Annotated in this window: 13 protein-coding genes and 1 tRNA gene; 4 read left to right on the top strand and 10 right to left on the bottom strand. The window is 61.3% G+C overall.

Annotated features, from left to right (window positions below; translation table 11 throughout):
• Window positions 1-11 precede the first annotated feature (11 nt).
• From accD to ASD83_RS15470, 10 genes are all read right to left on the bottom strand, one after another.
• A complete protein-coding gene (gene accD / locus ASD83_RS15425) occupies window positions 12-986 on the bottom strand; it encodes an acetyl-CoA carboxylase, carboxyltransferase subunit beta (protein ID WP_056313284.1) in 975 nt (324 codons plus the stop codon).
• A 225-nt stretch (window positions 987-1,211) separates the two neighbouring features.
• Window positions 1,212-2,036, bottom strand: a complete 825-nt coding sequence (gene trpA, locus ASD83_RS15430; protein WP_056312582.1) for a tryptophan synthase subunit alpha — start codon at window positions 2,034-2,036, stop codon at window positions 1,212-1,214.
• On the bottom strand, window positions 2,036-3,250 hold the full coding sequence (trpB, locus tag ASD83_RS15435) for a tryptophan synthase subunit beta (RefSeq protein ID WP_056312584.1): 1,215 nt from the start codon (window positions 3,248-3,250) through the stop codon (window positions 2,036-2,038). The genes trpA and trpB overlap by 1 nt, the downstream gene beginning before the upstream one ends.
• Before the next feature lie 44 nt (window positions 3,251-3,294).
• Window positions 3,295-3,942 (bottom strand): phosphoribosylanthranilate isomerase, encoded by a 648-nt coding sequence (locus ASD83_RS15440; RefSeq protein ID WP_056312586.1) that lies wholly within the window; start codon window positions 3,940-3,942, stop codon window positions 3,295-3,297.
• Between the two features lie 55 nt (window positions 3,943-3,997).
• On the bottom strand, window positions 3,998-4,360 hold the full coding sequence (locus ASD83_RS15445; RefSeq protein ID WP_056312588.1) for a lipopolysaccharide assembly protein LapA domain-containing protein: 363 nt from the start codon (window positions 4,358-4,360) through the stop codon (window positions 3,998-4,000).
• Window positions 4,361-4,402: 42 nt separating this feature from the next.
• The gene (locus tag ASD83_RS15450; RefSeq protein WP_035084445.1) at window positions 4,403-4,684 is read right to left on the bottom strand and encodes an integration host factor subunit beta; all 282 of its coding nucleotides are present in this window, start codon (window positions 4,682-4,684) and stop codon (window positions 4,403-4,405) included.
• A 37-nt stretch (window positions 4,685-4,721) separates the two neighbouring features.
• Window positions 4,722-5,669 (bottom strand): signal peptide peptidase SppA, encoded by a 948-nt coding sequence (sppA, locus tag ASD83_RS15455; protein WP_200946521.1) that lies wholly within the window; start codon window positions 5,667-5,669, stop codon window positions 4,722-4,724.
• A gap of 320 nt (window positions 5,670-5,989) precedes the next feature.
• Window positions 5,990-6,493: a GNAT family N-acetyltransferase gene (locus ASD83_RS15460; protein ID WP_056312590.1), complete on the bottom strand. Its 504-nt coding sequence runs from the start codon at window positions 6,491-6,493 to the stop codon at window positions 5,990-5,992.
• Between the two features lie 73 nt (window positions 6,494-6,566).
• Window positions 6,567-8,402, bottom strand: coding sequence for a 30S ribosomal protein S1 (gene rpsA, locus ASD83_RS15465; protein ID WP_320409113.1), 1,836 nt, complete (start codon window positions 8,400-8,402; stop codon window positions 6,567-6,569).
• A 65-nt stretch (window positions 8,403-8,467) separates the two neighbouring features.
• Window positions 8,468-9,121: a (d)CMP kinase gene (locus ASD83_RS15470; RefSeq protein ID WP_056313291.1), complete on the bottom strand. Its 654-nt coding sequence runs from the start codon at window positions 9,119-9,121 to the stop codon at window positions 8,468-8,470.
• Window positions 9,122-9,311: 190 nt separating this feature from the next.
• Between ASD83_RS15470 and ASD83_RS15475 the strand changes: the two genes are divergently transcribed.
• The 4 genes from ASD83_RS15475 to ASD83_RS15490 all read left to right on the top strand — a co-directional run bounded on the left by ASD83_RS15475 (window position 9,312) and on the right by ASD83_RS15490 (window position 13,115).
• Complete coding sequence (locus tag ASD83_RS15475) at window positions 9,312-9,716, top strand: TIGR02300 family protein (protein WP_056312592.1); 405 nt, start codon at window positions 9,312-9,314, stop codon at window positions 9,714-9,716.
• 140 nt (window positions 9,717-9,856) lie between these two features.
• Window positions 9,857-9,932, top strand: a tRNA-Ala gene (locus tag ASD83_RS15480).
• Between the two features lie 186 nt (window positions 9,933-10,118).
• Complete coding sequence (locus tag ASD83_RS15485) at window positions 10,119-11,816, top strand: alpha/beta hydrolase (protein ID WP_056312594.1); 1,698 nt, start codon at window positions 10,119-10,121, stop codon at window positions 11,814-11,816.
• Window positions 11,817-11,972: 156 nt separating this feature from the next.
• Window positions 11,973-13,115: a winged helix-turn-helix domain-containing protein gene (locus ASD83_RS15490; RefSeq protein ID WP_056312596.1), complete on the top strand. Its 1,143-nt coding sequence runs from the start codon at window positions 11,973-11,975 to the stop codon at window positions 13,113-13,115.
• Window positions 13,116-13,359: the final 244 nt, after the last annotated feature.

Raw genomic sequence — 13,359 nt, forward strand, 5'->3', positions numbered from 1 at the left:
GGGTAAAGGCCTTATTCAGCGTGGGCGGCAGCGGGAGCGAGGTCGTCGTCGCCTTCTGCGGCAACGGCTGCGTCACGAAGGCTCGACTGCGCGGCGATAGCTTTGCTGGTCGAACCCGAAAGCTCGTCATTGGCCGGAGCGCGGGTGAGAATGCTGGCGAGCGAGCCGATGGTGGAGCGCAGGTTATGGCGGTGGACGACCATATCGACCATGCCGTGCTCATAGAGATATTCCGAGCGCTGGAAGCCTTTTGGCAGCTTTTCACGGATGGTCTGCTCGATAACGCGCTGGCCGGCAAAGCCGATCAGGGCGCCCGGCTCGGCGATGTGGACGTCGCCCAGCATGGCGTAGGAGGCGGTGACGCCGCCCGTGGTCGGGTTGGTGAGAACCACGAAAAATGGCAGCCCTGCTTCACGCAGGCGCAGCACGGCGACGGTGGTGCGCGGCATCTGCATCAGCGACAGAACGCCTTCCTGCATGCGCGCGCCGCCGGAGGCGACGAAGAGGATGAAAGGCGTCTTGCGCTCGACAGCGGTTTCAAGCCCGGCAATGATCGCCTGACCCCCGGCCATGCCGAGAGAGCCGGCAAGGAAATCAAAATCCTGCACGGCGACGGTGACGGGGCGCTGATAGAGCTTGCCGGTCGCGACCAGAACGGAATCGTCATAGCCAGTCTTGGCGCGATTTTCCTTGAGCTGATCGACATAGCGCTTCTGGGCGCGGAATTTCAAGGGATCAGCCGGGACCGAGGCGGCCGGCACGAGATCATAGGCGCCATCATCGAGGAAATTGGCCAGCCGGTCGGCTGGCTTGATTTTCATGTGGTAGCCCGAATTCGGCACCACCCACTGATTGGCCTCGAGATCGCGATAGAACACCATCTCGCCGGACTCGGGGTCTTTCACCCAAAGGTTTTCCGGCGTGTCGCGCTTGTTGTTGAGGAACGAGCGGATTTTGGGGCGGACGAAATTGTCGATCCAGTTCATGGCGCGGCCTTTCGCGGTGAGCTCTGGCGTTTCTCTGAAACGCTTTTGGGACGTCACCTAAACGTCAATTGTGGCAATTCTTATCAGGTGGGAAGGGCCGCGGCAAAGGCTGGCTTGCCTCTATCCACCTTCATAGCGCGGTGTCATCCCCGCGAAAGCGGGGATCTCAAACCCCAGGCAGAGATTCCCGCTTTAGCGGGAATGACACTGTGGGGAGGAGGCATTTTACGTCCTGGCCCGCTTCACGCCCGCTGCGATGTCGGCAACGAGGTCCCGGACGGCGGCGACGGTTCTGTCGGTGGCCTTGCCATCGACCAGGGTCTTGGCAACTGCTTCCACCAGCACGGTGCCGACGACGATGCCATCGGCATGCTTGCCGATCTCGGCGGCGTCTTCGGCGGTCTTGATGCCAAAACCGACGGCGACGGGCAGATCGGTATGCGCCTTGATGCGCTGCACGGCTTCCCCGACCGCGGCCCGCGATTTGATGGCCGCGCCGGTCACCCCGGTCATCGAGACGTAATAGACAAAACCGGACGTATTTTCGAGCACGACCGGCAAGCGCTGGTCATTGGTGGTCGGGGTGGTCAGGCGAATGAAATTGATTCCAGCCTTGAGGGCCGGAATGCAGAGTTCATTGTCTTCCTCGGCAGGGAGGTCGACGATGATCAACCCATCGATGCCTGCTTCCTTCGCGGCGGCGAGAAATCTATCGACGCCAAAGCTGTAGATGGGGTTGTAATAGCCCATCAGCACGATCGGCGTGTTTTCGTCCTTGCGGCGGAATTCTTCCACCATGCCCAAAAGCCCGAGCAGGGTCTGCCCGGCCTTCAGCGCCCGCTGGCCGCCCATCTGGATGGCGACGCCATCGGCCATGGGGTCGGAAAAGGGCAGGCCGAGCTCGATAATGTCGGCGCCGGCCTGCGGCAGGGCATTCAAAATGGCCTGGCTGGTGGCGAGATCGGGATCGCCGCCCATGACATAGGTGACGAAGGCGGGGCGGTTGGCGGCTTTGGCGGCGGCGAAGGCGCGGTCGATACGGGTGGTCATTATTTCAGCAGCCCCAGATATTTTCCGACGCTTTCGACGTCCTTGTCGCCACGGCCCGAAAGGCAAAGAACCACGGACTTATCTTTCCCGAGGGTCGGCGCGAGTTTTATCACCTGGGCAAGGCCATGGGCGCTTTCGAGGGCCGGAATGATCCCCTCCATGCGGGTGCAGAGCTGGAAGGCTTCGAGCGCTTCGTTGTCCGTGATCGGCACATAAGTGACGCGCTTGGTGTCGTGGAGATAGGAGTGCTCCGGGCCGACGCCGGGATAGTCGAGACCGGCCGAAATGGAATGGCCCTCGAGGATCTGGCCGTCGGCATCCTGCAGCAGATAAGTGCGGTTGCCGTGCAGCACGCCGGGGCGGCCGCCGGTCATCGAAGCGGCATGGCCGTTTTCGACATCGACGCCATGGCCGCCGGCTTCGGCGCCATAAATGGCAACTTCGGGATCGTCCAAAAAGGCGTGAAAAGTGCCGATGGCATTGGAGCCGCCGCCGACACAGGCCACCACGGCGTCGGGCAGTTTGCCTTCGAGCTCGCGGAACTGCTCTTTGAGTTCAGTGCCGATAACAGACTGAAAATCCCGCACCATTTCCGGATAGGGATGGGGGCCGGCCGCGGTGCCGATCAGGTAGTAAGTGTTTTCGACATTGGTCACCCAGTCGCGCAGCGCCTCGTTCATGGCGTCTTTGAGCGTGCCGGCACCAGCCGTCACGGGGCGGACTTCGGCGCCGAGCATTTTCATGCGCAAGACGTTGGGCATCTGCCGTTCGACATCGGTGGCGCCCATGAAGATGGTGCAGGGCAGGTCGAACTTGGCGCAGACGGTGGCGGTCGCCACGCCATGCTGGCCGGCGCCGGTCTCAGCGATAATGCGGGTCTTGCCCATGCGCTTGGCGAGGAGAATCTGGCCAAGGCAATTGTTGATCTTGTGCGAGCCGGTATGGTTCAGCTCTTCGCGCTTGAACCAGACTTTTGCCCCGCCCAGATGCTGGCTGAGGCGCTCGGCATAGTAGAGGGGGCTGGGGCGGCCGGTATAATGGGTCGCAAGGTCCTTGATCTGCGCCTGGTAGACCGGATCGACCTTGGCGGCCCGGTATTCCTTTTCGAGATCGAGGATCAGCGGCATCAGCGTTTCGGCAACGAAACGCCCGCCATAGATCCCGAAGCGGCCATGCTCGTCCGGGCCATTGCGCAGGGAATTGGTGCCGTCCATTGAAATCCTCTCGGCGCCGCCGAGATGACCCGGCAAACGATCCTTCAAACGGCCGCGCGGGCGTTGCGGATGAACGCTTCGATCAGCCTCTTGTCCTTTTCGCCGGGTGCCCGCTCCACGCCCGAAGACACGTCGATGCCGAATGGCGAGACGGTTCTTATGGCTTGGGCGACATTGTCCGGCGTCAGGCCACCGGAAAGCATGAAGGGCACGGACGGGTCAAGCGCCTTGAGGAGTGACCAGTCAAAACTTTCGCCCAATCCGCCGGGTCGATCCGCACCCTTGGGGGGCTTTGCATCAAGGAGGATACGGTCGGCGATGTCGGAAAAGGCGGCAACCTGCGCCACGTCTTCGGCGGTGCCGATGGGCAACGCTTTCATGATTTCGACCCCGGAATCGGACCTGATGGTCTCGACCCGGTGCGGGGTTTCGGGGCCGTGCAGCTGGATCCAGTCCGGACCGAGCGCGGCGACTTCGGCGACCGAGCTATTGTCCGGATTGACCAGCACCACGCAGCTTTCGACCTGCCCGCGGGCGGCCGAAATCAATTCGGCCAGCATGTCGATGGGCACATGACGCGGCGAGCGCGCAAAATGCATGAAGCCGATCATGTCGGCGCCGGCGGCAATGGCGGTGTCGAGCATGGCAAAAGTCTTGATGCCGCAGATTTTGATGATCAGGGGGTCGCCCATCGCGTGGTCGGAACTCAGCTGTCGGAGCTAGGATAAAGGGGGCAAGGAGGTGCGTTCACCGCAGGTCCAGGATTTCGTCGACTTCGGAAAGGGCATTGGTACCGCCCTGACCCTGCCGCCGGCGCTGGGCTTCGAGCTCGGAGTTGAGCGCCTGGGCTTCGCGGCGCCACTGGCGCTCGCGCTTGCGGTGCTGCCCTTGCGCAAACCAGGTGGCGGTGCCGCCGAGCAATACGCCGATCAGCAGCACGATATAGAGAATGACAAAGAGCGGAATGCCATAGCCCGCGGCATCCGCCGAGGCGGGGCTACCGAAAGGATTGAGGTTGACGGCGACCAGTTGCCGGTTGGCGAGGGCAAAAGCCACCAATGCCACACAAAGCGGCACCAGAACCAGCCAACCAACGATCTTGCTGACCATAAAGTCTTCCGAACTAATTTAGTGGTCCAGGAGCGTATCGCATCACTCGCGATTGAGACGTTCTCGGATTTCCTTGCCGGCCTTGAATTGCGGCACGTATTTTTCCTCGACATCGACCTGTTCGCCGGTGCGCGGATTGCGCCCGACACGCGCCGGGCGGTTTTTTACCGAGAAGGCGCCAAAACCGCGCAACTCGACACGGTCGCCGCGCGCCATGGCATCCCCGATCTGGTCGAGAATGGCATTGACGATGTTTTCGATGTCGCGCTGGAACAGATGCGGATTCTCTGCGGCGAGCTTCTCGACAAGTTCAGACTTGATCATGGAAGGCTCCGGTCTCCAAGACGCTGGTCCCCTTGCCTCAGGGGTTCGTTCCAACCTGCCAAAGCGAAACCAAACCGTCAAGCATCACAGGACCTTCCATCGGCAGTCCCAATGCCGCACGGGCCGAGCCGCCAAGCAATTGCCCGACCCAGCCAAAGCCCTGGTCGGGCAGCGGCCAGGCGGAACGGACGGCCAGGTCTTTGGCAATGCCCTTTTCGCTTTCGAGCCAGGCAATGGCTTCGGTTTCTCCACCGATCGCATCGATGAGGCCATTTTCGAGCGCTACGCGGCCGGTGACGATGCGGCCATCGGCAAGCGCGAGAGCCTTGGGGCGCGGCAGATTGCGGCGTTCCGCGACGATATCGACGAACCAGACAAAGCTGTCTTCGACGAGAGCGGCAAGCGAAGCGCGCGGCGCGCCCTCCAGCGGTTCGTTGAAATCGGGCTCGGCCTTGAGCGGGCCCGAGGCGACCTTGTCGAGGTCGATGCCGATGGTATCGAGCAGTTTGCCGGCATTGACGTGCTGATAAAGCACGCCGATCGAGCCAACGATCGACAGGCGCCGGGCAAAAATGTGATCGGTGCCGATGGCGGTCATATAGGCGGCGGAAGCGCCAAGCTCGTTGATGACCGAGACCGTCGGCTTTTCGGCGCTGAGCCGGCGGAGCGCTTCATAGAGCTCCTCGCCGCCCGCCGTGGTGCCGCCGGGAGAATTGATGGCGACGATCACGGCCTTGATGTTGTCGTCCTCGATCAGCTCCGCGAACATTTTCTGCCGCGCGGCATTGGTCGAAATGGTCCCGTCGATGGTGATCCGGGCAATGGTGCCACTGCCTGTCGCGCTTGGCATGGCGAACCGGCCGAATAGCGCCAGCACAACAGCAATGGCGCAAACAAGCGCAATGATACGCCAGCGCCCGCGCGAACGCCGGAACGTATCGGCAGCCAGCGCCTCATGCGCTTCGAAGGGAGGAATCTGGGTCACGGCACGGTCCTAGGGGATTTTGCGGGCGACCATACACGGCTGGGGCAAAACGGCCAGATGTGGCGAGCTAATTTGAAGCGGTTGTGGGTGCCGATGCCCCCACCTAGCCTCCCCCTGAACTGTGTACTCTGGACCGACGCCGCACTTTCATCGTCGTCCCCGGCGTCATTCCCGCGAAAGCGGGAATCCAGGCTTCGGTAAGAGAGATTCCCGCTTTCGCGGGAATGACGCGGTGAATTTGATAAGCGCCGATCAGCTCGAAGTGAACAGTCCCCTTTGAGGGGGAGGCTAGGTGGGGGTTCTTCCCCACTCACGAAAGCCTAAAGCGTCTTCACCATGTACCGCGCTGCGTCTTCATAGGCTGCGAGCTTTTCGGCTAGGTCCGGGCGGTCTTCGGCAACAAAACCTTGCCTTTCCCAGAAGGGCAACGAGCCGTTGACGGCAACGAGGCTCATGGTGGGAAAGCTCATGGCTTCGGCGTGCTTGGTGAGGGCTGCAACGATCTGACCGGCTGCCCCGACGCCACGCGTGACGGGCAATAAAGCGAGATCGTGGATATAGTAGGTGTCGGGGCGTTCAGGCAGCGCACCCATAAGTTCGTTGAGCGCCGGCAGTGCGCCGCGTGTCCAGGGATGGCTCAGCACATAGCCGGCGGGTTTTTCGGCGACTTCGAGAATGTAGCAGCCATTGCGGTAGAGGCTGTGCTTTTCGGCCAGCACTTCATCCGCTTCGAAGAAGCCGGGATGGACCTTTGCGGCAATGGTCGAGACCGCATTGAGGTCGTAGCCGCTCATGGCGCGCCAGGAAACGTCCCTGAAAAGCATGACATTGGTCCCATCAACAAAACGACCCGCGCCGAGAAAGCGCGGGTCGAAGGATTGCAGTTAAGCCCAGGGCTTACTTGTCGTCGCGGCCCTTGAGGGCAGCGCCGAGGATGTCGCCGAGCGAAGCACCCGAATCCGAGGAACCGAAGTTTGCAACGGCTTCACGTTCTTCGGCGATTTCGAGCGCCTTGATCGAGAGCTGGATGCGGCCGGTCTTGCGGTCGTACTGGGTGATGCGTGCATCGACCTTTTCGCCCTTGGAGAAACGCTCCGGACGCTGGTCGTTACGATCGCGGCTGAGGTCGGCGCGGCGGATGAAGGCCGTGACGTCGCTGTCGGCGATACGGACTTCAATGCCCCCATCGTTGACTTCGATGACTTCAGTGGTGACGACAGCGTTCTTGCGCAGGCCGCCGGCCTCCGCAGGCTCGCTCGAAGAGGACGCCGAGGAGGACGTGCCTTCGCCATTGAGCTGCTTGATGCCGAGCGAAATACGTTCCTTCTCGACATCGACGTCGAGAACCTTGGCCGAAACCATGTCGCCACGGTTGTAGTCGTCAAGAGCGACTTCACCGGACTTCTGCCAATCGAGATCGGACAGGTGAACCATGCCGTCCACATCGCCTTCGAGGCCGATGAACAGGCCGAATTCGGTCTTGTTCTTGACTTCGCCTTCGATGGTCGAGCCAACAGGATTCTTCTCGGCGAAGGCTTCCCATGGGTTCTGCAGGGTCTGCTTGAGACCGAGCGAAATACGGCGCTTGTCCGGATCGACTTCGAGCACGACGACATCGACTTCCTGCGAGGTCGAGACGATCTTGCCGGGGTGGACGTTCTTCTTGGTCCAGCTCATTTCCGAAACGTGGATCAGGCCTTCGATGCCTGGTTCCAGTTCGACGAATGCGCCGTAGTCGGTGATGTTGGTCACGCGGCCAGAGAATTTTGCACCGATCGGATACTTGGCTTCGATGCCTTCCCAGGGATCAGCCTGGAGCTGCTTCATGCCGAGCGAGATACGGTGGCTCTCGTGGTTGATGCGAACGATCTGGACCTTGATGGTCTCGCCGATCGTGAGCACTTCGGACGGGTGGTTGACGCGGCGCCAAGCGATATCGGTGACGTGCAGCAGGCCATCGATGCCGCCGAGATCAACAAACGCACCGTAATCGGTGATGTTCTTGACCACGCCGTCGACAACCTGGCCCTCTTCGAGCTGCTGGACGATTTCCGAACGCTGTTCGGCGCGCGATTCTTCGAGAATAGCACGACGCGACACGACGATATTGCCGCGACGCTTGTCCATCTTGAGGATCTGGAACGGCTGCGGCACGTTCATGAGCGGCGCGATATCGCGGATCGGACGGATGTCGACCTGCGAACGCGGCAGGAAGGCCACGGCGCCTTCGAGATCGACGGTGAAACCACCCTTGACCTGATTGAAGATCGTGCCTTCAACGCGCTCATTGGCGTTGTACTTTTCTTCGAGCTTGACCCAGCTCTCTTCGCGGCGAGCCTTTTCGCGCGAAAGAACGGCTTCGCCGAGGGCGTTTTCGACGCGGTCGACATAGACCTCGACCACCGAACCGATGGTGATGGTGCCGTCGCGGCCGGCCTGGCCGAATTCCTTCATCGGAACGCGGCCTTCGGTCTTCAGACCAACGTCGATGATCGCCAGGTCTTTTTCGATGGCGACGACAGTGCCACGAACAACGGTGCCTTCAGCGGCATCATTGTCGACAAAGCTGTCGAGCAGCATCGATTCGAAATCTTCTTTAGTCACAGTTTGCTGTGCCAAACGTTTTCTCCGGTGCGCCGGTGGTTTTGTGGTTGCTGATCCCTGCCGAACACGGGTCCGCTTTGACGAAACGCCAAAGCCGGCACACGGAGCGCCGCTTCTTGCAAGGATGATTGGGTTATTTCAGGTCCGGGCCATCAGCTTTGGTGATTGAGATAGACCAAGCCTCAAGGAGGAAATTAGGAGAACGAGCGTTCCCCTGCCTTGAGCGCCATGGCCTCATCGACAATCGCGATGGCAGCGCGGAGTGCGGCCTCTATACTCAGTTGTGTCGTATCGAGCAAGTGTGCGTCGTTCGACTTGTAGAAGCCGCCATTGGGATTGAGCATGTCGCGGGCGTCCCGCTCTTCTATCTGGTGATAGAGGCTATAGCGGTCAACCACCTCGCCGCGGGCTTCGAACTGGCGGGCCCGGCGCTCCATGCGCGCCTTGCTGTCGGCCTGGATAAAGAGTTTCACATCGGCATCGGGGCAGATCTTCGTGCCGATATCGCGCCCGTCGAGCACGGCGCCGCCCGGTTGCAGGGCAAAATTGCGCTGAAAATCGAAGAGGGCTTTTCGCACCTCGGCGATCACGGCGACTTTTGAGGCCAATGTGCCGGCCTTGGCGCTGGTCAGGGTTTCGAGATCGGTAAGGTGGCCAGCATCGAGTTTTCGTGCGGCCTCGATTGCTTTTGTTTCGAATTCGCCTGTGTCTTCAAAGGCTTCGACCGCGACCCCGACCGCGCGATAGAGCAGGCCGGTATCAAGATGGGGCAGCCCATAGTGTCGCGCCAGACCCAGAGCCAGGGTGCCCTTGCCGGAGGCGGCCGGCCCGTCGACGGCTATGATCATGAGCTTCATTCCCGCGCTTGGCATATCCCTGACCGCCTTAGCATGGCTTGGCCCGACGGAGCCACCCTCGCCCATTCAGCATTTAGGATTTGACACAACCCGGCTTTGCACCTAACCGGACTGGCCGAATATCAGGCTTGGCCGCGGCGGTCGGCCCAAGGCATTTTCCCCTATCGACGAGGCATGTGAAATGGCCAACGAACGCGGCACCAAGCGTACCGATCCCGATACCGGCAAGAAGTTCTACGATCTGAACATGGATCCGATCGTCTCGCCCTATTCCGGCAAGTCCTATCCCCGCTCCTATTTCGACACCCTGGCCGTTGGCAAGGCGTCGACCGTGACTTCGCGCAAGGTCGACGATGAAGATGAGGTCGAGGAAGAAGAGGTTGAGGACACCAACGCCCCTGAAATCGTCAGCCTCGAGGATGCCGACGCTGAAGAGAGCGGCGGCGACGAGGAAATCCCAGATACCGACGATGTCGAAGTCGACGAAGAACTGGGCGACGACGAGGAAGACGTGTTCCTCGAAGAGGAAGACGACGACGCCGACGACGGCCTCGGCTTTGAGGTCGGCGACGACGAAGACCGCTGATTTTATTTGACTATTTCCGCCGGGGAGGGTTTTCCCCGGCGGATGAAAAAAGTGTCATTTAGGCTCTTGCGTTGTCCGGAATCATCCTCTAGGTTCCGCCTCGCTTCAGCCGGGCACTGTCCCTGAAGTACCCATGGAATGGGGCCTTAGCTCAGCTGGGAGAGCGCTTGCATGGCATGCAAGAGGTCAGCGGTTCGATCCCGCTAGGCTCCACCATTTCCTCCGAAATTGTTGACAGACTGCTAGCATCGAGCGCGGTTTTGGCGCGAATGCGTCAGGGTTCGGTTGTGTCCTTGCGCCAGTTTTCTATACTGGGCGGCAAGAACCAGCCGGGGACGCCCCTTTTTGTCGTCCAGTATCGATCCCCATCCGAGAAAAATCGAACCGCGTTGGCGGCGGGCCGTGCGATTCGCCGGGCGGCGTCTCGATACGCTTTCCGCCGGTGGCTGGCTTTTTGGCCTGCTCTTTGCCGCGCTATCGCTGACCCCTTCGCTGATCCCGCGCAATGTCATGGTGCAGGGGGTGCTTTCCGGCTGCGCTTTTGCGGCCGGCTATGGCATCGGGGTGTTTTTCGAATGGCTGTGGAATTTTCTCGAACTGCGCTGGCCCAACCGAAAAATAGCGCGCTGGACCGGACGGCTCTGCGCCGGGGCGTGCCTCGTGCTGACCATCGTCTTTCTCTGGTTCTGGACGGGCTGGCAGAATTCCATCCGCGCCGGCATGGGCGAGGCGCCGCTTGAAGCGACCCAGCCGCTGCTGGTGGCCCTGATTGCCCTGCTGCCGGCGGCGCTGCTGATCGGCCTTGGCACATTGATCGTCGAGGGCGTGCGCGTGGTCGCCCGCTGGCTCACCAGACTGATCCCGCCGCGCGTGGCGCTCGTTGGGGCCATGATCCTTGTCGGGCTCGCCACCGCGACAGTGGGCGATGGCGTTATTGCGCGCGGACTGTTTCTGGCGGCCGACCGGTTCTATGGCGATTTCGACCGGCTCGTGGGGATTTCAGAACCCATGCCGACCGATCCGCTCAAATCGGGCAGCGCTCAATCGCTGGTGCGCTGGGACACGATTGGGCTTGATGCGCGCGTCTATGTCGAAACCGGCCCCAGCGCCGGGGAGATCGCCGCCATCACCGAAAAGCCGGCGGAAACGCCGCTGCGCGTCTATGTCGGCCTGCGCTCGGCCGATACCCCGGAGCAGCGCGCCGCGCTGGCCCTCAAGGAAATGGACCGGGTGGGGGCTTTCGATAGGGCGGTGCTGGTACTGATCATGCCGGTTGGCACCGGCTGGGTCGAGCCGGCGGCGATAGACACGCTCGAATTTCTCCACGGTGGCGATGTCGCCAGCGTCGCCGTGCAATATTCCTATCTGACGAGCTGGCTGTCGCTGGTGTCCGAGCCCGATATCGGGGTGGAAACGGCGCGGGCCCTGTTCAACGCCGTCTATGACCGCTGGACCCATATGCCGCGGGACCAGAGGCCAAAACTCTATCTCCATGGCCTCAGCCTTGGCGCCTATAGTTCGGCCGCCTCGGCGCAGCTCTATGATATTCTGGGCGATCCCTTTGATGGCGCGCTTTGGGTCGGGCCGCCCTTTGCGAGCGCCGCCTGGCGCACGACGACGGCCAATCGCGATCCCGGCTCGCCCGTCTGGCGGCCGCGCATCGGCCAGGAAACCACGGTCCGCTTTGCCAATAAGGGCGACGATCTCGACACTGCCGAGGCCTGGGGGCCGCTGCGCATCGTCTATCTGCAATATCCCTCCGATCCGATCGTGTTCTTCGACTGGGCCCTGCCCTATCGCGAGCCCCTATGGCTGAGCGGGGAGCGGGCGCCTTCGGTTTCCCCGCTGCTCAACTGGTACCCGGTCGTCACCTTCCTGCAATTGGCGCTCGACATGGCGCTCGCCCAGACCGCGCCCATCGGCTTTGGTCACGTCTATGCGCCGCAGGACTATTTTGACGGCTGGGTGGCCGTCACCGCGCCAGAGGGTTTTACAAGTGCCGAACTGGAAGCGCTGGAAGCAAAACTGACCCGGCACGGGCCGCGAGCGCTGATCGAGGGTGGCTGGTTTTTGCACAATCAGCCGGTTGTGGAAAACTGATTGAAGCAAACGCGATTGTCACCCCGGCCTAAAGCCGGGGTGACAATCCGTGGGTGGCGAGATTTTCGGGAAAGCGACACTCCTGCCATAATCGGGTTTGACGCTCACTATCCTTCTGGCATTTCTTCGATTCCGTGCCGGACCAGGACCAAAAAAATGGCCAGAAACCCCATTACCCTTTCGAGCGAAACGGCGCGGCGCATTTGGCTCAAGGCGCAGCGGCTGGATGAGGAAGCCCCGTTTGGCGCTGGCCCCGCGGCATCGGCGGCGGCCATTGCGCATCTGGGCTATGTGCAGATCGACACGATCAATGTGATCGAGCGCTGCCACCATCATATTCTTTATTCCCGCATTCCCGATTATCGCCGCGCCGATCTCTCGCATCTGCAAAGCGCGGAAAAATCCATTTTCGAATATTGGACCCACGCGCTGAGTTATGTGCCGGTCGAGGATTTGCGGTTTTTCGTGCCGGCAATGAAGGTTTTTCGGGACAATCCGAGCGCCTGGTTCGGGACGGTGTCGAAGGCCGAGATATCAGCCATGAGAAAGCGCCTGCGCGAGGGTGGGCCGCTGTCGATCCGCGATATCGACGACGATGAACTGGTGGAAAAGGATCACCCCTGGGCGAGCAGAAAACCCTCCAAGCGCGTGCTGCAGCTGATGTTTTATCAGGGCCATGTCGCGATTGCGGCGCGCGAGGGCATGCTGAAAACCTATGACCTGATCGAGCGGCATTTTAGTTGGGCGAGCACTCCCAAACCGGCGACCGAGCGGCAGATCACCGCCTATCTGCTCGACCGGGCGCTCAGGAGTCAGGGCATCGTCAGTCTTGATTCCATCTGCCACCTCAACGCCAAGGCGAAAAAACCGGTGCGCGAACTGATCGAGGCGCGGGTGAAGCGCCGGGACCTCGTGCCGGTGATCATCGAGGGTGCGGAAAAAGTGCCGCATTGGGCTGCACCCTCGGTCCTGGAGGCCGAGGCGCGGCCTTCCGGTCGCGTGCACGTGCTTTCGCCCTTCGATCCGCTGGTTATCCAGCGCAAGCGGCTCAAAATTTTCTTCGGCTACGACCACCTGTTCGAAGCCTATGTGCCGGCGGCCAAGCGGGTCTATGGTTATTTTGCCCTGCCCGTACTGGTGGGTGATCGGGTGGTCGCAGCAGTGGATTTGAAGACCGACCGCGCCGCGGGAAAACTGCTGGTGCAGAAATGGACCTGGCTGGAAGAGGTTGGCGCAGAGGAGAGGGCGGCGGTGGATGTGGAACTGGGGCGGTTCGAGCGGTTTCAATTGGGGGTTTAGTGCTTGCCGGACACCCCCTCCCATCCTCCCCCATCAAGGGGGAGGTGCTGCACCCAGTTTTTGTTCAGATCGTGCCTAACCCGCCGGCTCCAACCGAATTCGCTATGGCGAATTCAGTGACAGCTCCCCCTTGATGGGGGGCCGGGAGGGGTGATTGCGGTGCCGGGAAAATGACGCGGGATTCACTACCACGAAAGCTGAGACGTGGGCGAGATCGTCCCCCACCCGCCGGCTCGACACCTCC

The organism is Devosia sp. Root685, assembly GCF_001427875.1.
GTDB lineage: Bacteria > Pseudomonadota > Alphaproteobacteria > Rhizobiales > Devosiaceae > Devosia.

Coding starts and splice junctions, on each gene's coding strand:
- accD (WP_056313284.1), bottom strand. CDS start 986: ATGAACTGGATCGACAATTTCGTCCGCCCCAAAATCCGCTCGTTCCTC.
- ASD83_RS15460 (WP_056312590.1), bottom strand. CDS start 6,493: ATGCTTTTCAGGGACGTTTCCTGGCGCGCCATGAGCGGCTACGACCTC.
- trpA (WP_056312582.1), bottom strand. CDS start 2,036: ATGACCACCCGTATCGACCGCGCCTTCGCCGCCGCCAAAGCCGCCAAC.
- ASD83_RS15440 (WP_056312586.1), bottom strand. CDS start 3,942: ATGGGCGACCCCCTGATCATCAAAATCTGCGGCATCAAGACTTTTGCC.
- ASD83_RS15475 (WP_056312592.1), top strand. CDS start 9,312: ATGGCCAACGAACGCGGCACCAAGCGTACCGATCCCGATACCGGCAAG.
- ASD83_RS15445 (WP_056312588.1), bottom strand. CDS start 4,360: ATGGTCAGCAAGATCGTTGGTTGGCTGGTTCTGGTGCCGCTTTGTGTG.
- ASD83_RS15450 (WP_035084445.1), bottom strand. CDS start 4,684: ATGATCAAGTCTGAACTTGTCGAGAAGCTCGCCGCAGAGAATCCGCAT.
- ASD83_RS15470 (WP_056313291.1), bottom strand. CDS start 9,121: ATGATCATAGCCGTCGACGGGCCGGCCGCCTCCGGCAAGGGCACCCTG.
- trpB (WP_056312584.1), bottom strand. CDS start 3,250: ATGGACGGCACCAATTCCCTGCGCAATGGCCCGGACGAGCATGGCCGC.
- ASD83_RS15490 (WP_056312596.1), top strand. CDS start 11,973: ATGGCCAGAAACCCCATTACCCTTTCGAGCGAAACGGCGCGGCGCATT.